Below are 18,529 nucleotides of genomic sequence, written 5' to 3'. Positions count from 1 at the left end.
AAGAAATGACATAACCCCCATGTATTTCTACATGGGGGTTGAATATTCATAAGATGGTGAGCCGAGCGGGGATCGAACCCACGACCTCCACCCTGTCAAGATGGCGCTCTCCCGGCTGAGCTATCGGCTCTCTGTAAAAAGTGCATCTTCATGACAATCTTGGTGGGCCCTGCAGGACTCGAACCTGCGACCAATCGGTTATGAGCCGATGGCTCTGACCAACTGAGCTAAGGGCCCCAAATACTGCATGAGAGATAAAAATGGCGGAGCTGACGGGACTCGAACCCGCGACCTCCGGTGTGACAGACCGGCGTGAACTCCAACTTCACCACAGCTCCGTTTATATTAAGCGACAAGAAATACTATACATGATCATGGTCAAATAATCAAGCGTTTTTCTCCAGATCAAAGGATGGCTATCCTACTGATCTGGAGAAAAACTAGGAAGCTAAGCAGAAGGGTTAACCCCTTGTTCGCGCAACGCTTCTTCTTCATCGCGTAACCGATGGGCAAGCCGACTGGCAGCACTAGCTGCAATACTTGCCACCATATCATCGAGGAAGGTATGAACGGAGTGACCAGCTTTTGTATCCAACTGCTTAATAATCCCTAGCTTATGCTTATCCAAGTGACCGAAGGTGGTGACTGCGATACTACCATAACCAAAGACAGACCCAAGGGCCAGTGTTTCATCACAGCCAAATAATCCTTCATCACTTTCAACGATGGATTGTAAAGGCTCAGACAACTTACCTTGTTCGGCTAAGCGATCCAGTTCGATCCCCACCAAAACAGCGTGCTGTACCTCACGCTTTTCTAAGACGGCCTCGACGCTTTCAATACATGATTTGATCGAGAGACCGACATTGTATGGAGCTTGCATCAGATAAACAATTTCAGCGATATCCTCAATTTGAACACCACGTTCCTCTAGTAACCGTAGTGTAGCTTCCTTAACCTCTTTGGAATGGACTTGACGTCTCATGAGGTTCTCTCCTTTCCCAGACCTAACCAACTAAAATTTTCACCTGCAAATTACAGGGAATAACAGGTTTATTGTATCATATTCAAATTTGGAAATGTGGGCAATGCCCAGACATTCTCTAGACGAATGCATATGTTGGTAAGAGAGACCATACAGGGAGTGAAGCGCATGGGTACAACACAAGTGAAAGGTGGACGGATTAAAGAGATTGAGGAAAAAATTGATTCCATTCACCTGCTGGTTCAAGAGATTCATGAGCGAAGCCAATACATTGAAGAGGAGTTAAATGAACTGGAATCATTGAAGGAGAAAGTTGACCGCCTTGCGCGGCGGCGTCCTGTTCGTTCTGCAGGAAATCGTCGTGTAGTAATGACTAGAGAAAGAGAACCTGAACCTGTAGAAGAGAGTACTAGCCTTCCCGCTATCTTGGAACAGGTGGATATCGGTAAAATCGCAGGTTTACTGAATAACCCCATCGTTCAAAACCTCCTTCAAAAAATAAGGTAGATTTGGTGAATGCTTTCCTCAATGGAAAGCATTTTTCAATTAGGGCTTTTCAAAATCACTTAATAATTTATAATAGTAATGATAAGAAATATTTATCAAGTTGAAGGAGTGAGGAAGCAGAGGCATGTTAATCGACACGCATATGCACGAAAAAACCTATTCTGGAGATAGTCATCAAGCCTTAGAAGAGATTGTGAAAACCGCAAGAGAGCGTGGATTGGATGCAGTCTGTATTACAGATCATGAGAGTAATCGATTGTGGGATGAAGCGCATCGCTACGCCAAGGAGAACGGTTTTCCCATTTTTGTCGGTACTGAGATCCTGACGAAGGAAGGAGATCTCGTGGTATTTGGCTTAACTGATCTACCAGAGGAGATGCTGCATGCCCAAGATTTGATCCGTCTCGTTGACCAAGCAGGTGGTGTTTGTATCAGCGCCCACCCATATCGCACGAATAATCGTGGGCTAGGCAACCATCTCCGTGATGTGGAAGGGCTTGCGGGTGTTGAGGCATTCAATGGGAATACCCCACCTCATCACAACTTAATGGCTTATGCGGTAGCTACAGAGTTAGGATTACCTATGTTTGGTGCAAGTGATGCTCATTGGGCTCATCAGGTAGGAAAGTATGCTACCATCTTTCCAGATGGGATCAGAGATGAGCAGGACTTGATCGCTGCGATCCGAAGCAAGGAGGTAAGACCAGCTGTCTATTATGAGGGAGAGTATATCTCCATTGACTTAGCACAGCAACTTCATCGACCATAGTTAAGTACGCAGAATGATTAAAAAAGTAGATACAGCAGAGGGAGGACGAAAAAAATGAAGCAATACTCATGGAAATGGTTAACAACCGTATTGATGATCGCTTTAGTTGGTCTATTGATGGTGGCATGTGGAAATGATACCACAGCACCAGATGAGAATAAGGGTGAGGCGCCTGTACAGGAGAATAATGCACCTGCTCAAGGGGAAGCTCCTTCTATTGAAGGAACTACAATTCAGATCATCGCAACCTCGAAGGCTGATGATGTTTTTGCAGAATTCACGAAGGATACTGGCGTAAAAGTGGAATATTTAGATATGTCGTCTGGTGAAGTGATTGCTCGCGTACGTGCAGAGGGGGGTAAGCCTGCTGCGGATGTCTGGTTTGGCGGTGGTATTGATGCCTTCCTTGCTGCGAAAGATGAAGGATTTATTCAACCCTATCTCTCTCCTGAAACCGAGCATATTCCTGCCATGTATTTCGATCCAGAAGGATATTGGACAGGCTTTGATAAAGTGATTACAGGTTTTATCGTGAATACCGATGTATTGAAGGAGAAGGGCTTAACAGCTCCAGCTACTTGGAATGACTTAGCGAAGCCAGAATATCAAGGTGAAATTTTAATGTCTAGCCCTGCAATCTCTGGTACCAACTATGCAGTAGTGAACGGTTTAATCCAAGCCAAGGGTGATGAAGCATGGGATATTTTCCATGGTATTGGTGAGAATGCACCTTTCTTTGGCAAACGTGGTAGTGAACCGTCTAATAAGACCGTTGCTGGTGAAGTGGGTATTGGTATCACCTATATTAATGGAGGTATTATTCAATTAATGGACGAGCATCCTGTTCAAGTGATTTACCCAGAGGATGGGATTCCTTGGGTGCCAGCATGTATCTCCATTTTTAATGGAACCGATAATGTAGAAGGCTCTAAAGCCTTTGTGGACTGGGTTCTTTCCAAAAAAGGTCAAGAGTTCTTACGAGATTATAATCAAGCCTTACCTGTTCGTGATGATGTAGAAATGCCAGAGATTCTGAAGGATTTTCCAGCGGATCGCTTATATGAGGTGGACTTCTCCTTGTTTGGAACACAACGGGATGCTATCTTAACAAGGTGGGCTGAGGAAGTTGAAAAACAATAGGCTGAATAAGCGCTATCTATTTCAACCAGGGGGCACGCGGGGCGTGAAACCCCTGGTTTTTCAAATCATTGATCGATTGCTCTATCTCCTTGTCATTGGTAGTATTCTTATTTTTATCCTCTGGCCGATTGTACAGGTTTTTAAGGAGAGCTTCTATGTAGACGGTAAGTGGGATCTTACTCTTTATCGTGACTTATTTCGTGAGAATCAGCGGCTACTATGGAACAGCTTATGGGTTGCAGGTTGGTCTACTTTGCTTACTGCGATTGTCGCTATCCCGATGGCTACGTATCTTTACTTTCTAAAGGGAGCCTGGAAACGAACCATTCTTGCCTTACTGCTATTAACCATGATCTCTCCACCCTTTATCTCCTCCTTAGCATATATCACCTTATTCGGACGACGAGGTTGGATCACCCACGACCTTCTTGGGCTGACATGGAATACTTATGGATGGCATGGGATTGTACTGATGCAAGCGATTAGCTATATTCCTTTCGCTACCTTGCTCATCTATGGTGTGCTTCAAGGGGTTGAGCGAAAATTATTATATGCATCACTGGATGCCGGTGTTAGCTTACGCCGAACTATTACACAAATTCTTCTACCCTTAGCGCGACCAGGAATTATTGTGGCATTGCTCATCACCTTTGTTAAGTCCCTTTCCGATTTTGGAACGCCAATCTTTATTGGTGGTAGCTATAATGTCTTAGCAACAGAGGCGTATTTACAGGTCATCGCTCAATACAATACAGCAAAAGGCGCTGCCATGAGTGTCTTATTGCTGATACCAGCTCTCATCGCCCTTTTGATTTACCGCTATTATCTTACACGTCTACCATCTGGCTTCGATCGAGAGATCAGTGACCTTTGGGAGAGTGAAGCGGTACTACGACTTCGCGGAAGAGTTCGGCTATTCTTAGGAGGCGTCACCTGGAGCTATCTCGCCATCATGCTATTACAGTATGGAACCATTCTCTTCATGTCTGTGACCAAGCGAAGACCAGATGGTATCCACTTTACCTTAGAGTATTTTCAGAGTTTTTCCCTGCATCAATTGGATAGTCTCGTCAGAAGCATTGGCTATGCCATTGGAGCTGGTCTCATCGCCAGTTTACTCGGTATTCTCTTCGCTTATTATGTGGAGCGGCGACAGGTAAGAGGGGGTAGGTTACTAGATTTTAGCGCTACCTTTCCCTATATCATTCCCGGTACCTTCTTTGGGATCGGATATATCCTCGCTTTTCGCTCACCACCTCTGGCCTTAACAGGGACAGCGCTGATTGTTCTATGTAACTATATCTTTCGTCAGCTTCCCTTTACAACGAAGACGGCCAGTGCAGTAATGAAACAGTTCAATCCCCAATTGGAGCATGCGGGACGAGATTTGGGAGCAACTCATTTTCATATTCTAACGCAAATTATTCTCCCTATGATGAAGCCTGCTTTCATCCTTAGTTTTGTTAATACCTTTACGGTGACCATGACCTCATTAGGGGCAGTTATTTTCTTAATCTATCCAGGAGGAAAGGTAGCTACCGTGGATCTATTCAATTCCATCCGCGATGGAGAATACGGGGCAGCCGCTGTGATGGCTGTCTGTATCATATTGGTAACCTTAAGTATCAATCTGATCTTTTCCCGCTTGGTGTTGAAGGGAGGTAGACGAAGCATATGAGCGAAGAGTTCAATGAAAATTATCTTCAGGTCCAGCATCTGTATAAAAGGTTTGGTGAGGAGATCGCCATTCAAGATCTGACTTTTAATCTGAGGAAGGGAGAGCTGGCTGCTCTCGTTGGACCCAGTGGCTGTGGCAAGACCACAACACTGAATATGATTGGAGGCTTTATCACTCCTGAACAGGGTCATATTATCCTGGATGGTATTAAGATTACAGGAACAGCCCCGGAATATCGTCCTGTAGCAACGGTGTTTCAACAGTATGCCTTGTTCCCCCATATGACAGTGGCAGAGAATGTGGCATATGGCTTAAAGCATTCTACACATTTAAAGCGGCGTGAGCGGGTAGAGAAAACGAAGGAGATGTTACAATTAGTTGGGCTATCCTCCTATGAGAATGAACAGATCTCCTCTCTAAGTGGTGGTCAACAACAACGTGTTGCCGTGGCGAGGGCTCTAATCATACAACCGAAACTTCTCCTGTTGGATGAGCCCTTTAGCAATCTGGATGCCCAATTGCGTGTACGAATGCGTAGTGAGCTTAAGCGACTGCAAGAGCGAGTACAGATTACCATGCTGTTAGTCACCCATGATCAAGAAGAAGCATTAAGCATTGCAGATCGTGTCATGGTGATGAATCAGGGACAACTCGAGCAGGTGGGGACTCCCGCTGAAGTATATGGCGAACCAGAGACAGCATTTGTTGCGCAATTTATCGGGAGAAATAACTTCTTCCACATTGGTTCAGACCAGTACTACCTCCGTCCTGAACAGATACAACTTTCAGCGGTGAAACAAGATGAGCGTGGGATCGGTGGTATCATTGAACAGATTCAATTTATGGGGTCATTTCTAACCTATTTGGTTAAGACAGAACGGGGCACTTTTGAAGTGGATCTTCCTAATCATGGCGTGGTATTGTTTCAACTGGGAGAACAGGTCTATCTCACGCTTGCAGAAAAACGTGTTCTTCCAAAGGAGAAATCGTAGTATGTAGTATAATGATTGAGAAAATTGAAGAGTAGCATTACGATTAATCTAAAAATCAAACCAAGGAATTGGTCCAGTTATGAGCAATATTTAGCTCCATACTGGTACCAATTCTTTTTTTGTCAATAAGCTAAAGTGGCCTGTTTCTTTTTACCTAACCGGTCCTCTTATCCATTTCGTAGTACCATGATCTTTGTAATAAAAGATTATAAAATTACATATCTGATAAAACTTGCAATTTTCTCAAGCGAATCAAAGCCCATTTTTCATTACGGAGGTAGCTATTGGTAGTGAAATCCAGTAATGATACTGTAAATTCTCTGAACAAGTGTCCATGGCATTTCATAGCAACTGGTTCTTGTTCAGAACGGTGATTGAGCTAAACTTAAATTAAGCTTGATTGCAATCAAAATGCTGTATGAATTTCTATAGCGCTAGTAGGAATTCTATAGCGAGCTAATCTATTAAAAATGAGGTAATAGCAATGAATATCAATAATAAATGGATGCGGGGAGCGGTACCCGCTCTATTATTACACTGCAGTATTGGTAGTGTTTATGCATGGTCTTTATTTGTATTACCTATTTCGGAATATATTGGGAAGCCAGCTAGTTCAGTGCAATTTGCATTCTCCTTGGCAATCTTCTTCTTGGGGATGTCCGCAGCTTTTGGCGGTGGCATGGTAGAAAAAAATATTAAACGCTCATCACTTCTTGCAGTATTTTGCTTCTGCTCAGGCTTATTAATAGCTGCCCTAGCAATGAAGCTAAAATCCTTACCTCTTTTATATCTAGGCTATGGATGTATGATGGGGATTGGGTTAGGTATCGGTTACTTGACACCAGTTAAAACATTAATGATGTGGTTTGCTGATAAAAAAGGTTTAGCAACAGGTATTGCAATTATGGGCTTTGGTTTAGCAGCTACAATTGCTAGTCCAATTATTACATTCTTAACTTCAAATTTCTCTCTACAAAATACGTTTATTATCATGGCCTGTATCTATTTCGTTCCGATGTTTCTAGGTCATTTACTAATTAAGAAGCCTTATGATGACCATTCAGCAGAGGAAGAGAACCTCAATATCAAAGCTTTGTTCACAAACAAGACCGTCATTTTTATTTGGCTAATGTTTTATCTAAATATTCACTGTGGTCTCTCCCTTATCTCAACAGCAGCGCCGTTAATGGCAGAGCAAGGAATCACAGTTGGTGTTGCCGCAACCGTGGTTGCTGTAATGGGGATCTTTAATGCTGGTGGACGACTCGTCTTTGCTACAGCTTCTGACTATGTAAAAGATAGAATAATAATGTATCGCATTGTCTTTGTCTTATCTATTATCGGTGTGCTCGGTGGTATTTTCTTAGGTGTGAAGATGGGAGTACTTGGAGTTTTAATTGCAACACTGTTTATTGTTTGCTCAGGCTATGGTGCAGGATTTAGTTGCCTGCCTGTACTACTATCTGACCGCTTTAGTATGGGTGTAATTAGTCGAATACACGGTTTCTGCCTATCAGCATGGGGTATTGCTGGCTTAACCGGTAATTCGATGGCTTCATTTATCCACGATCAGACTGGTAATTATACCTCCGTATTGTATGTACTAGTTTTCATCTATGCCCTTGCTTTCTTCTTTTCTACCAAGGTTCCAGCAGCTCTAAGAAAAGTTGAGAAAAAAGCAGCGTAAATCGCTTAGCTATCAATCTGATAGAGCGTAATTTATTTCCAAAGTATTAAGGGTCCTACATGAGTGGGACCCTTAACTTAAATCAAACTGGTCTGTTCTTATTCATAAAACTGGCACTTTCTATTTATGATAAGTTTGATAGCATAATAAATAGAAAAGGCGAAAATGGTATATCTCTTAATAGAGTGGTGCTCATATCCAGATTGTAGCCAAGACATCTAATTACTTCTTTTTACTTCTTTTCAGTATGAAAATATCCTCTTATTTACCAATAGAAGGATGATACAGTTGGGGGAGTGATTAAAATGTTTTATGTGGATGAATCATCGAAAAAGCCGCTTTATCTCCAGCTATATGATTATTTAAGTGCATTGATTGTCGATGGAACCTTGGTAGCAGGCTATCGCCTTCCCTCTACGAGGAAAATGGCAGAGGACTTTTTTATTTCGCGTAACACAGTAGAGAATGCTTACAGTCAGTTATGTGCGGACGGTCTGATTGAGAGCCGGATAGGTTCTGGTTTCTTTGTCCTAGATATCAGTAACCATCAACTGGATTTAGATGGAATGCCCATATCAAGATTGCAAGAATTAAAAGAAAAACCAATGGGTAATGAAAAGAAGGCAGTCGTTGAGGATCAATACCCCTATGATTTTTTCTATAAGGGTCTATTAACAGGCACCTTTCCATTGGACTTATTTCTAGCCAATATGAAGGATGCACTTGCAACGAAAAATAAACAGTTTAAGTTCTTTGAGTGTCATGGAGGTGAGATGCCGTTAAGACAAGAATTAGCTCAATTTCTGAAAATTCAAAGAGGGATCCATTGCAGTCCGGAGCAAATCATTTTATGTCCCTGTCTCCCCTATGCCTTTGCGGAAATAGCTCACCTATTTGAAAATGATGAAAAAATCTTAGCCATGGAGGATCCTGGACGAGCTTCGATTAGAGCGGCCTTTATCAACGAAGGATTTGAGATTAAACCTGTACCTGTTACCAGAGATGGCATCGATGTGGATGTATTGTGCAAGACAGATGCCACGCTATCCTTTGTTATGCCTTCTCATCAATTCCCCTTAGGAGGCAGTCTTTCCGTTAACAAGCGTCTTCAAATCCTGGATTGGCTGGAAAAAAACGATTCCTATCTCGTAGAGCATGATTTTGACTGTTACTTAAGGTACCATGAGCGCCCTGTTCCATCCATTCAAGGAATTAGCGATGGAAGTAGAGTTTTTCATGTAAATACCTTAGAAAAGCTGCTCTATCCTAGCACCCATATGTGTTATGTAGTGCTTCCACCAGCCTTTGTTGACAAATTTTCAGATAAATTTTCTCCCTTGCACAACAATGTTTCAGATCTTGAACAGCAGGTCGTATTCCAACTATTGCGAGATGGACAGTTTAAGGTATATCTACGTCGTCTTGCTAATGAAAGCATGAAAAAGCATGACATTTTAATTGAGGCCCTCAGCTCAACAATGGGTAAAAATGCGGTGATTGGTGGCCATAATGCAGGAACACATATAACGCTGCGCTTTTGTGATGGCTCCAAGGCGAGTGAAAGAATTAGACAAGCCGAAAGGGTTGGAGTTAAAGTCTACCCTATTGAGAAATATTATTATGACAAACCAGCCTTTAAGGATGATACGGTACTGATCGGCTGGAATATTATCAATAAAGAAGACTTGATTGAAGGGGTAAGAATCTTATGTAAAACTTGGTTTAATAAGGGCATTCAGCTCCGCTAAATTCTGATACTTGTTAATATTAGAATGAATTGTAATATTTTTTACCAGTAAAGGCTTTACTTACTGGATCGAAATTTTATGAAAGTTTTCTGTGATAAAAGTAATTCTCATACACAGTCAATATTGGTATGGGATTTTTTCTAGAACTGGTACTTATCGATTGTTTATAAATATACAATGAGACGATTTGATCATGCTAGGTATAAAGAGTCTTTCTCAATTTATAGAGTGCTTGATACTCTATGGTTTCTTGTGAATTTGGGAGAGTGCTCCTTATTTTATACAGAATTTTATAGGTAAAAAGACCTATAAATGCTGAAATTATTATAGGGAAAGTCAACATTTTTACAACATGTATTTTTTGAAACTGTCCCCTTCATTTTTCGTTAACTGGACCTTGTAAAGTACCAATAACGGAGTAATCTAAAGGTAGTTCAAGTGAAAAAAGTCCCATTCAAATTCCTTTTAAGTATAGGGTGTCATGGTTGGTGTTTTCGATGAATGTGAGTTTTTTATCATAGTTTTATCTAATTCAAAGGTGTTTAGGGTTCTACAAGCTTGTAAAGGGTTCTACAAGCTAGGACCCTCAACATAGAAAATCTTTCAACATCTAGGGGAGGACTGTGTTATGGGTAGTATCGGAAGTATGAGCAAACCTGAAAATGGCTTTTTGGTCGCAGCAATTCAGTTTCCAGTTCCAGTAGTCAATTCTCGCGCAGACATTGACAAGAACCTCGAGAGCCTCGTACGCACATTACATGCAACAAAAGCAGGTTATCCTGGTGTAGAACTCATCGTATTCCCTGAGTACAGTTTACAAGGCTTAAACACGAAAAAGTGGTTAACCGAAGAATTCCTTTGTGATGTACCCGGTAAAGAGACAGAGATTTTCGGAAAGGCATGTAAAGAAGCTGGCGTTTATGGGGTATTCTCCATCATGGAACGCAACCCAGATCCAAACAAAAATCCATACAACACGGCTATTATTATCAATCCAGAAGGCGAAATCTGCTTAAAATATCGTAAATTGTTCCCATGGAATCCAATCGAACCATGGTATCCTGGCGACCTCGGCATGCCAGTATGTGATGGACCTGCAGGCAGTAAGTTAGCCGTATGTATCTGTCACGATGGTATGATTCCTGAACTTGCACGTGAAGCTGCTTACAAAGGCTGTAACGTATACATTCGTATTTCTGGCTACAGCACACAAGTTAATGAGCAATGGATTCTCACCAACCGTTCCAATGCATGGCATAACTTGATGTACACAGTAGCAGTTAACTTAGCAGGCTATGATGGCGTATTCTACTACTTTGGTGAAGGCCAAATTACCAACTATGATGGTACCGTTCTTGTACAAGGACATCGGAATCCTTGGGAGATCGTTACTGGCGAAATCTTCCCAGGCTTAGCAGATGGTGCTCGTCGTTCATGGGGTCTAGAAAACAATATCTACAACCTTGGTCACCGTGGCTATGTCGCTCTACCTGGTGGAGAAAGCGATGCAGGCTTAACATGGGTGAAGGACTTAGCAGCTGGTAAATATCATCTACCTTGGGAAGATGATATGAAGATTAAAGATGGTAGCATCTATGGCTATCCAACAACTGGCGGACGTTTCGGCAAGTAAGCTCATTCGTGCTGTTAAGGGCTCTGCCTAAGCGGGGCCCTCAACATAGAAAATCTTTCAACATCTAGGGGAGGACTGTGTTATGGGTAGTATCGGAAGTATGAGCAAACCTGAAAATGGCTTTTTGGTCGCAGCAATTCAGTTTCCAGTTCCAGTAGTCAATTCTCGCGCAGACATTGACAAGAACCTCGAGAGCCTCGTACGCACATTACATGCAACAAAAGCAGGTTATCCTGGTGTAGAACTCATCGTATTCCCTGAGTACAGTTTACAAGGCTTAAACACGAAAAAGTGGTTAACCGAAGAATTCCTTTGTGATGTACCCGGTAAAGAGACAGAGATTTTCGGAAAGGCATGTAAAGAAGCTGGCGTTTATGGGGTATTCTCCATCATGGAACGCAACCCAGATCCAAACAAAAATCCATACAACACGGCTATTATTATCAATCCAGAAGGCGAAATCTGCTTAAAATATCGTAAATTGTTCCCATGGAATCCAATCGAACCATGGTATCCTGGCGACCTCGGCATGCCAGTATGTGATGGACCTGCAGGCAGTAAGTTAGCCGTATGTATCTGTCACGATGGTATGATTCCTGAACTTGCACGTGAAGCTGCTTACAAAGGCTGTAACGTATACATTCGTATTTCTGGCTACAGCACACAAGTTAATGAGCAATGGATTCTCACCAACCGTTCCAATGCATGGCATAACTTGATGTACACAGTAGCAGTTAACTTAGCAGGCTATGATGGCGTATTCTACTACTTTGGTGAAGGCCAAATTACCAACTATGATGGTACCGTTCTTGTACAAGGACATCGGAATCCTTGGGAGATCGTTACTGGCGAAATCTTCCCAGGCTTAGCAGATGGTGCTCGTCGTTCATGGGGTCTAGAAAACAATATCTACAACCTTGGTCACCGTGGCTATGTCGCTCTACCTGGTGGAGAAAGCGATGCAGGCTTAACATGGGTGAAGGACTTAGCAGCTGGTAAATATCATCTACCTTGGGAAGATGATATGAAGATTAAAGATGGTAGCATCTATGGCTATCCAACAACTGGCGGACGTTTCGGCAAGTAATCCCCTTTAACAAGTGAAGAATTAGGTAAATAATCAGGTTATCAGTCGTAGAGATTAATTTTATATAATCTTGGATTGGTAACCTGAACCTATTTATAGGAGATGGGAAAATATTATGTTGGGCAAACCTATGGAATATATCTGGGCATTTATAATAGGTGGTTTTATCAGTATTTTAGCTCAAGCTTCCATTATGTTTTATCGTGCTATCGGGGTTTCAGCCAGCTGGTCAGTAACTTGGATGCTAGCAACAATGGCTGTTTTTGGGGTCATCATGACCGTTTTAGGTGTCTATCGAAAATGGGAAGAAAAAACCGCAATTGGAGCATATATGCCGTTTTCAGGAGCAGCAGCATTTGCGGTAGAATGCATGAGCGATGCATTGGTACGTGGCGAAAAAATGCCCCAAGCATTATGGTCTGGTATTAAGATTCTAGTATTTCTATATGGAAGCGGTATCATCGTTTGTATGATTATTGCAGCTATTGTTGTTTACGCTGGTTAGAGGGATGGGGTGAATATAATGATATTTGTAAAAGCATTTATACTAGGCGGCATTCTTTGTGTAATTGGACAGCTCTTCTATCGGTTAACCAAGTTTTCTGTGCCCACAGTACTGTCAATCGCCTTAGCAGCAGGTGGTTTAATTACTGCATCAGGCTGGATGACTTACATCGTAGGCTGGGGCGATGCGGGTATGATCTTAATGATTATTGACTCTGGCGAGGCTGCATACTGGTGGATGACCGACATTCTAACAACCGGCAGCTTTGCAAGCTGTGCTCAGCACGTTGTATTATTACTATGTGTATTTGTGTTTAGTGCACTCATCGGTGGGCCACTATACTACAAAAAATATTTCGCACAACCAGCAATTTCTGAAGAAACCAATGAAAAGATTCCAGTGTGATTGTATAATCGCCTTGCAGAATCATGGATGAAATCTATTTGTGTCGATACGAATACTCTCACCTTTCTAGGTGGGAGTATCGTGTCGCCAAGCTTCGTAATCCGAGGGTAAAGTATGCTCCTTCGTCCAGCATGAAAACTGATATTAGGATGTGATTGGAATGAGCGACAAGATTTTAGCCATTGTAGACGGTGAAGAGATCAAAGAATCAGACAGAACAAGAATTATTGAACGCTACCCCATGGAAAAAAGGGTCTATTTTGAAGCAACGGACCAAGGGAAAGATCAACTTTTGGATCAAATGGTGGCATTCAAATTAATGAGTAGATATGCGAAGTCACTAGGTATTGATCAAAGAGAAGAATACTTGCGGAAGATCAAAGAATTACAGGAACAGATTCTAACGCAAATTGTCATGAGTGAAATGTTTTCTACAATAACCGTTTCAGATGAAGAGGTTAAGGAATTATATGAAGCAAATCAGAATGCTTTTGAGGAAAAAGAGAGTATTGATGTAGAGCACATCTTGGTAGAGGATGAACAAGAGATTATATGCATCAAGAATGCGATCGAAAAAGGTGAAACATCCTTTGAAGATGCTGCAAGTAAACATTCGATCTGCCCATCTAAAGAACGAGAAGGCTCTCTAGGTTTAGTTCACCGTGGAATGATGGTTGAGGAATTTGAAAAAGTAGCATTTGCTTTACCGATCAACAGAATCAGTGATGTAGTAAAAACACAATTTGGCTATCATTTAATAAGGGTAAAAGAAAAATTTGAAGGCCGTATGCGCCCGCTAGAAGAAGTAAAAGAGATGATTAGCTCGCAAATTCAATCGCAAAAACAGCAAAAATTATATGAAGAAAAACAAGAAGAATTGAAAAAAATGTATAAAGTAGAAATCGTCACCTCTGCAGAGTAAGAGAAAATAGACACTTATGAAATGCTAAGTGTCGAGGTGTTTTTCATAATCCAACACGATTATCCTTTACACGGGAATTAGACAGGTACGACCTGTACCACCGCTGTAAGGGATTTTTTTTAATAAAATTCTGAATATGAACTTCGAGAGCATGATTCCTAATATCTAGAAATAATAATGGATATTGACAGGAATAATAATTATTGACATAATATATCAAAAATACAGAATATACTGAAAAAATCAGTAGAATTTATCTTTAAGGAGGTGAAGCCAGGCAATTTGGTTACGGGTCACTTATATTTATTAGATTCAACAGCTTTATTACGAGGACCGAGTAAATTGAAAGGGTGAGAACATGCAAGGGCGTAAAACACTACTTGTGTTGTTAACCATTCTATTAACATTCTCCATCGTACTTGCGGCGTGTGGAGGTAAAGAGACTGGGAGTACCCCACCTCCTAATTCTGAAGGAGAGAAGAAGGAAGGGGAGAAAAAGGAAGAGGCTGTATCAGGCCCGAAAGAGGGTGGTGTCGTCACCTATGCGGTGGAGGGGACATTTGAAGGCCTCTTCGAGCCAGCTTTGAGTAGTTCCACAACAGATAGCATGGTAACGAGATTTATGTATGAAGATATGTTCACGTTTGATGAAAATTTGCAAATGCAACCACATATTGCTACATGGGAAACCGATGATAATGTGGTCTATACCCTCAAAATCAAAGAGGGAGTTAAATGGCATAATGGGGAGGAACTTACCGTTGAGGATTGGAAGTTCGTACTCGAGGTAATCGCTCACCCCGATTATACCGGACCACGTTTTAACTATGTCCGTCATATTGTTGGAGCGGAAGAGATGAAGGATGGAAAGGCAGATTCCATCTCTGGCGTAGAAATTCTTGATCCATATACGATGAAGATTACATTTTTGGAACCACAGGTAAATAATCTGGAGCAGCTTTGGTCAAAGCCAATGCCTAAAAAGCATCTCGAAGGCATTGAAATTGCAAAATTAGAAGAAGCTGAACAGATTCGTATGAATCCAGTGGGACTAGGTCCATTTAAGGTGAAAAGTGTGGTGCCAGGTGAGCACGTGGTTTATGAGCGTTTTGATGATTATTGGCAAGGAAAGCCTTATTTAGATGGTGTAACGGTAAAAATTATTGATTCTTCTGTAGTAGTAGGAGAATTGAAGAATGAATCTGTCCATATTATTCGCATCAAGAATGTGATGATCCCAGAGATTAAGACCTTATCTAGTGTAGATGTTCATAGCACCAAAGGTCTGGTCTACTATTATGTTGCCTTTAAGCTGGGGCATTATGACAAAGAGCAGCGTGTAAATATTATGGATAACCCAAAATTCCAAAATAAAAACCTTCGGAAGGCCATGTATTATGCCATTGATCGTGAAGGAATTATCGATGCCTATTTTGGAGGATTAGCTGAGGTGGTCAATACGCCTGTACCTTCTGTCCATTGGATTAAGGCAGATGAAAGTACCTTGACCCAATATAATTATGATCCTGAGAAGGCGAAGCAATTACTGGCAGAAGCAGGCTATAAGGATATTGATGGAGATGGGTTTGTGGAAGATCCAGAGGGCAATAAGCTCCAGATTCGATTCCATCATCAAAAGGGAGACGCATCATTTGAGGGAAGGGCTCAGGCATTGACTCAGAATTGGCGTGATATTGGTCTTGATGTGGAGCTACAAGAGCTGAAAGATCCTGTTCTCCACTATGATCTAATAGAAGCTGATGATCCATCCATCGATATGTTCTGGGGTGGATGGAGTACTGGTTCAGATCCAGATCCAAAGGGCTTATGGTACAGCACCGATCTATGGAACTATCCACGTTGGGTGAATAAGGAATCCGATGAATTATTGGATCGTGCCCTCTCTCCTGAAGCATTTGATGTAGAGAAACGAAAGCAGCTCTATATTGAATGGCAAAAGATCGTAAATGAAGAATTACCTATGCTGCCACTTTTTGAGTCCAAGGATTCTCATGCCATCAATAAAAAATTAAAAGGTGTGACCATCGATTGGTCTGGGAACCAACGAGATATGCACAAATGGTATCTTGAGCAATAGACTGATCCTTCTGGCAAACAATGACGCCGTCCATTGTGATTGGTGTCATTGTTTTTATTCTATTGTGCCTCACACATTGGGAAGTAGCTTGGAAGTTAATAATAAGACAAAAAAAAACAATAAAGTCAATTAAATATATAGTAGGAATTATTAATAAAGGGTAAGAAATTCTTGACATTTGGACGCTGTATTGCCATAATAGTTAAAAATAATGAAATGTCAGAAAAATTCGCGTGTTTCAACAAATGACCCACCTTTTGCTTCATCATCTTTTTTGAATAATAGTATGAACGAGATAAAGAGGTGTATATTCCGATGATGAAAGTCCATGACCAGTCTAGCAAGCCGGCTCTTCTTGAGGTGAGAAACTTGCAAGCTGGCTTTTTGATTCAAGGTAATACATATTTGGCAGTGGACGATGTTTCATTCCAGCTAGAACCGGGGAAAATCTATGGCGTGGTAGGAGAATCGGGCTGTGGGAAAAGCGTGATGTCTCTCTCCATTATGGATTTACTGCCGAAGGAGAATGGCCGGATTGTCGGTGGCGAGATTCTATTAGAGGGGCGTAATCTTGTTGGCTTAACTGAAGATGAGATGAACCAGATTCGTGGAAATGAGATTAGCATGATTTTTCAGGAACCAATGACAGCACTCAATCCTGTTTTCACCATCGGATTTCAACTTGAAGAGGTGATTCATAATCATCGCAGGGTGAGTAAGGAAGAAGCACGTAGACGTTGTATTGAGCTTCTTGAGCAGGTAGGTATTCCCCGCGCCGCAGATGTGATGAATGAATATCCCCATCAACTTTCAGGTGGAATGCGTCAGCGTGTGATGATCGCGATGGCCATGGCGAACGAGCCTAAACTTCTGATTGCTGATGAGCCCACAACTGCTTTAGATGTTACCATTCAAGCGCAGATTCTTGAGTTAATTAAACAAATCCAGAAGGAAAAGAAGATGACCGTTCTCTTAATCACTCATGACCTTGGTGTAATTGCAGAGATGGCTGATGAAGTATTCGTCATGTATGCAGGGCAAATTGTGGAGCACTGTAATGTGGATGAAGTATTCTATCAAGCGAAGCATCCCTACTTACGAGGACTACTACGTTCCATTCCCCGCTTAGGTGAACGGAAGGAGAATTTAGATACCATTGATGGGCTTGTCCCTTCGCTGGTGAATATGCCAAAGGTAGGCTGCCGCTTTGCCAATCGTTGTAAAGAAGGCACGAAGGAATGTACTACTGTTACACCATTGTTGGCAGAAGTGGAATCAGGGCATACCGTCCGTTGCCTCCAATATACTCCCTGTCAACCAAGTCAGAGCGTGGGGGTGGCAAAATGAAAGCTGACACGACCGATAATCAACTCTTAGAAATTCGTAATCTTAAAAAATATTACCCTATTCGCGGTGGCTTTTTTCGTGGCCACATCGGTGATGTAAAAGCGGTGGATGATGTTAGCTTCACCATTCATAAGGGAGAAACCTTAGGCCTGGTAGGAGAATCAGGCTGTGGGAAGTCTACCACGGGTCGAACGGTCATGCGTTTACAGGATCCCACCGATGGTTCCATCCATTTCATGGGCCAAGAGATTACTGACTTGCGTGGGGGGGAGCTTCGTCAGGTTCGGAAAGAGATGCAAATGGTGTTTCAAGATCCCTATGCCTCTCTCAATCCTAAGATGATGGTGGGCAATATTGTTGCTGAGCCCATTCGGAACTACTTCAATATTCCGAAAAACGAGTTACAAGAGCAAGTGATGGAATTACTGTCCCGGGTGGGGTTAGCACCTGAGACATATTATAAATATCCTCATGAATTTTCTGGCGGGCAGCGACAACGGGTGGGAATCGCTCGAGCATTAGCCCTCCGTCCTAAATTGATCGTTGCTGATGAGCCTGTCTCTGCTTTGGATGTTTCCATTCAATCTCAAGTACTTAATCTTTTGAAAGAATTACAGGACGAGTTTGGACTTACCTATCTGTTCATCGCTCATGACTTGAGTGTGGTGGAGCATATGAGTGATCGGATCGGTGTGATGTACCTCGGTAGATTGGTAGAGCTGGCGAATAATGAGGAGCTTTATCGTAATCCCCTCCATCCCTATACGCAAGCATTACTCTCTGCCATTCCCATTCCAGATCCGCGGCAAAAACGGGAGCGGATCGTCCTCACCGGTGATGTACCTAGTCCAGCCAATCCTCCAAAGGGCTGTGCCTTCCACCCACGTTGTCCCAAGGCCATGGATGAGTGTAAGGTGACACGGCCGCTATTAAAGGAGGTGAGGCCTAGTCAATACGTGGCCTGTCATCTGTATTCATAATACCTTGTAAGATTCGATATTAACTAATGTGGTAGATCAAAAAATA

The 18,529-nt window shown here is 42.1% G+C and carries 16 protein-coding genes and 3 tRNA genes; 15 read left to right on the top strand and 4 right to left on the bottom strand.

The features are described from left to right. Positions 1-54: 54 nt before the first annotated feature. From BN1691_RS13400 to BN1691_RS13385, 4 genes are all read right to left on the bottom strand, one after another. Positions 55-130: transfer RNA gene (locus BN1691_RS13400), tRNA-Val, on the bottom strand. A gap of 30 nt (positions 131-160) precedes the next feature. After that, positions 161-237 (bottom strand) — tRNA-Ile (locus tag BN1691_RS13395). Between the two features lie 24 nt (positions 238-261). Beyond that, positions 262-338: transfer RNA gene (locus BN1691_RS13390), tRNA-Asp, on the bottom strand. A 110-nt stretch (positions 339-448) separates the two neighbouring features. Further along, positions 449-985, bottom strand: a complete 537-nt coding sequence (locus BN1691_RS13385; protein WP_048602660.1) for a phosphatidylglycerophosphatase A family protein — start codon at positions 983-985, stop codon at positions 449-451. Between the two features lie 168 nt (positions 986-1,153). On the opposite strand from BN1691_RS13385, the gene BN1691_RS13380 reads away from it, so the two are divergent. The 15 genes from BN1691_RS13380 (at position 1,154) to BN1691_RS13310 (ending at position 18,483) form a co-directional block, all read left to right on the top strand. Further along, positions 1,154-1,492 carry a hypothetical protein gene (locus tag BN1691_RS13380; protein ID WP_048602659.1) on the top strand — a complete coding sequence of 113 codons (339 nt, stop codon included), beginning with the start codon at positions 1,154-1,156 and terminating at the stop codon, positions 1,490-1,492. Between the two features lie 124 nt (positions 1,493-1,616). Further along, entirely contained in the window at positions 1,617-2,261 is a 645-nt protein-coding gene (locus tag BN1691_RS13375) for a PHP-associated domain-containing protein (protein WP_048602658.1), read from the top strand. 54 nt (positions 2,262-2,315) lie between these two features. After that, entirely contained in the window at positions 2,316-3,401 is a 1,086-nt protein-coding gene (locus tag BN1691_RS13370; RefSeq protein WP_053083779.1) for an ABC transporter substrate-binding protein, read from the top strand. After that, positions 3,388-5,079 carry an ABC transporter permease gene (locus BN1691_RS13365; protein WP_197082496.1) on the top strand — a complete coding sequence of 564 codons (1,692 nt, stop codon included), beginning with the start codon at positions 3,388-3,390 and terminating at the stop codon, positions 5,077-5,079. The genes BN1691_RS13370 and BN1691_RS13365 overlap by 14 nt, the downstream gene beginning before the upstream one ends. Then, positions 5,076-6,071: an ABC transporter ATP-binding protein gene (locus tag BN1691_RS13360; protein WP_048602656.1), complete on the top strand. Its 996-nt coding sequence runs from the start codon at positions 5,076-5,078 to the stop codon at positions 6,069-6,071. The genes BN1691_RS13365 and BN1691_RS13360 overlap by 4 nt, the downstream gene beginning before the upstream one ends. Before the next feature lie 484 nt (positions 6,072-6,555). Next, positions 6,556-7,758, top strand: coding sequence for an OFA family MFS transporter (locus BN1691_RS13355; RefSeq protein ID WP_048602655.1), 1,203 nt, complete (start codon positions 6,556-6,558; stop codon positions 7,756-7,758). A 305-nt stretch (positions 7,759-8,063) separates the two neighbouring features. Beyond that, the gene (gene pdxR, locus BN1691_RS13350; RefSeq protein WP_048602654.1) at positions 8,064-9,506 is read left to right on the top strand and encodes a MocR-like pyridoxine biosynthesis transcription factor PdxR; all 1,443 of its coding nucleotides are present in this window, start codon (positions 8,064-8,066) and stop codon (positions 9,504-9,506) included. A 628-nt stretch (positions 9,507-10,134) separates the two neighbouring features. Continuing rightward, positions 10,135-11,139, top strand: a complete 1,005-nt coding sequence (locus BN1691_RS13345; RefSeq protein WP_048602653.1) for a formamidase — start codon at positions 10,135-10,137, stop codon at positions 11,137-11,139. 82 nt (positions 11,140-11,221) lie between these two features. Beyond that, on the top strand, positions 11,222-12,226 hold the full coding sequence (locus BN1691_RS13340) for a formamidase (protein ID WP_048602653.1): 1,005 nt from the start codon (positions 11,222-11,224) through the stop codon (positions 12,224-12,226). 115 nt (positions 12,227-12,341) lie between these two features. Then, positions 12,342-12,731: a SpoVA/SpoVAEb family sporulation membrane protein gene (locus BN1691_RS13335; RefSeq protein ID WP_048602652.1), complete on the top strand. Its 390-nt coding sequence runs from the start codon at positions 12,342-12,344 to the stop codon at positions 12,729-12,731. An 18-nt stretch (positions 12,732-12,749) separates the two neighbouring features. Next, positions 12,750-13,136: a SpoVA/SpoVAEb family sporulation membrane protein gene (locus BN1691_RS13330; RefSeq protein ID WP_048602651.1), complete on the top strand. Its 387-nt coding sequence runs from the start codon at positions 12,750-12,752 to the stop codon at positions 13,134-13,136. Between the two features lie 160 nt (positions 13,137-13,296). Further along, positions 13,297-14,058: a peptidylprolyl isomerase gene (locus tag BN1691_RS13325; RefSeq protein WP_048602650.1), complete on the top strand. Its 762-nt coding sequence runs from the start codon at positions 13,297-13,299 to the stop codon at positions 14,056-14,058. A gap of 358 nt (positions 14,059-14,416) precedes the next feature. Beyond that, positions 14,417-16,156: an oligopeptide ABC transporter substrate-binding protein gene (opp4A, locus tag BN1691_RS13320; protein ID WP_048602649.1), complete on the top strand. Its 1,740-nt coding sequence runs from the start codon at positions 14,417-14,419 to the stop codon at positions 16,154-16,156. A gap of 318 nt (positions 16,157-16,474) precedes the next feature. Then, complete coding sequence (locus BN1691_RS13315; protein ID WP_048602870.1) at positions 16,475-17,503, top strand: ABC transporter ATP-binding protein; 1,029 nt, start codon at positions 16,475-16,477, stop codon at positions 17,501-17,503. Beyond that, positions 17,500-18,483: an ABC transporter ATP-binding protein gene (locus BN1691_RS13310; RefSeq protein ID WP_048602648.1), complete on the top strand. Its 984-nt coding sequence runs from the start codon at positions 17,500-17,502 to the stop codon at positions 18,481-18,483. The genes BN1691_RS13315 and BN1691_RS13310 overlap by 4 nt, the downstream gene beginning before the upstream one ends. Positions 18,484-18,529 lie beyond the last annotated feature (46 nt).

The organism is Rubeoparvulum massiliense (genome assembly GCF_001049895.1).
GTDB lineage: Bacteria > Bacillota > Bacilli > Rubeoparvulales > Rubeoparvulaceae > Rubeoparvulum > Rubeoparvulum massiliense.
The sequence above is the reverse complement of the archived record's forward strand: the minus strand, read 5'-3'. Positions and strand labels throughout refer to the sequence as shown.

Coding starts and splice junctions, on each gene's coding strand:
- BN1691_RS13385 (WP_048602660.1), bottom strand. CDS start 985: ATGAGACGTCAAGTCCATTCCAAAGAGGTTAAGGAAGCTACACTACGG.
- BN1691_RS13380 (WP_048602659.1), top strand. CDS start 1,154: ATGGGTACAACACAAGTGAAAGGTGGACGGATTAAAGAGATTGAGGAA.
- BN1691_RS13375 (WP_048602658.1), top strand. CDS start 1,617: ATGTTAATCGACACGCATATGCACGAAAAAACCTATTCTGGAGATAGT.
- BN1691_RS13370 (WP_053083779.1), top strand. CDS start 2,316: ATGAAGCAATACTCATGGAAATGGTTAACAACCGTATTGATGATCGCT.
- BN1691_RS13360 (WP_048602656.1), top strand. CDS start 5,076: ATGAGCGAAGAGTTCAATGAAAATTATCTTCAGGTCCAGCATCTGTAT.
- BN1691_RS13355 (WP_048602655.1), top strand. CDS start 6,556: ATGAATATCAATAATAAATGGATGCGGGGAGCGGTACCCGCTCTATTA.
- pdxR (WP_048602654.1), top strand. CDS start 8,064: ATGTTTTATGTGGATGAATCATCGAAAAAGCCGCTTTATCTCCAGCTA.
- BN1691_RS13345 (WP_048602653.1), top strand. CDS start 10,135: ATGGGTAGTATCGGAAGTATGAGCAAACCTGAAAATGGCTTTTTGGTC.
- BN1691_RS13340 (WP_048602653.1), top strand. CDS start 11,222: ATGGGTAGTATCGGAAGTATGAGCAAACCTGAAAATGGCTTTTTGGTC.
- BN1691_RS13335 (WP_048602652.1), top strand. CDS start 12,342: ATGTTGGGCAAACCTATGGAATATATCTGGGCATTTATAATAGGTGGT.
- BN1691_RS13330 (WP_048602651.1), top strand. CDS start 12,750: ATGATATTTGTAAAAGCATTTATACTAGGCGGCATTCTTTGTGTAATT.
- BN1691_RS13325 (WP_048602650.1), top strand. CDS start 13,297: ATGAGCGACAAGATTTTAGCCATTGTAGACGGTGAAGAGATCAAAGAA.
- opp4A (WP_048602649.1), top strand. CDS start 14,417: ATGCAAGGGCGTAAAACACTACTTGTGTTGTTAACCATTCTATTAACA.
- BN1691_RS13315 (WP_048602870.1), top strand. CDS start 16,475: ATGAAAGTCCATGACCAGTCTAGCAAGCCGGCTCTTCTTGAGGTGAGA.
- BN1691_RS13310 (WP_048602648.1), top strand. CDS start 17,500: ATGAAAGCTGACACGACCGATAATCAACTCTTAGAAATTCGTAATCTT.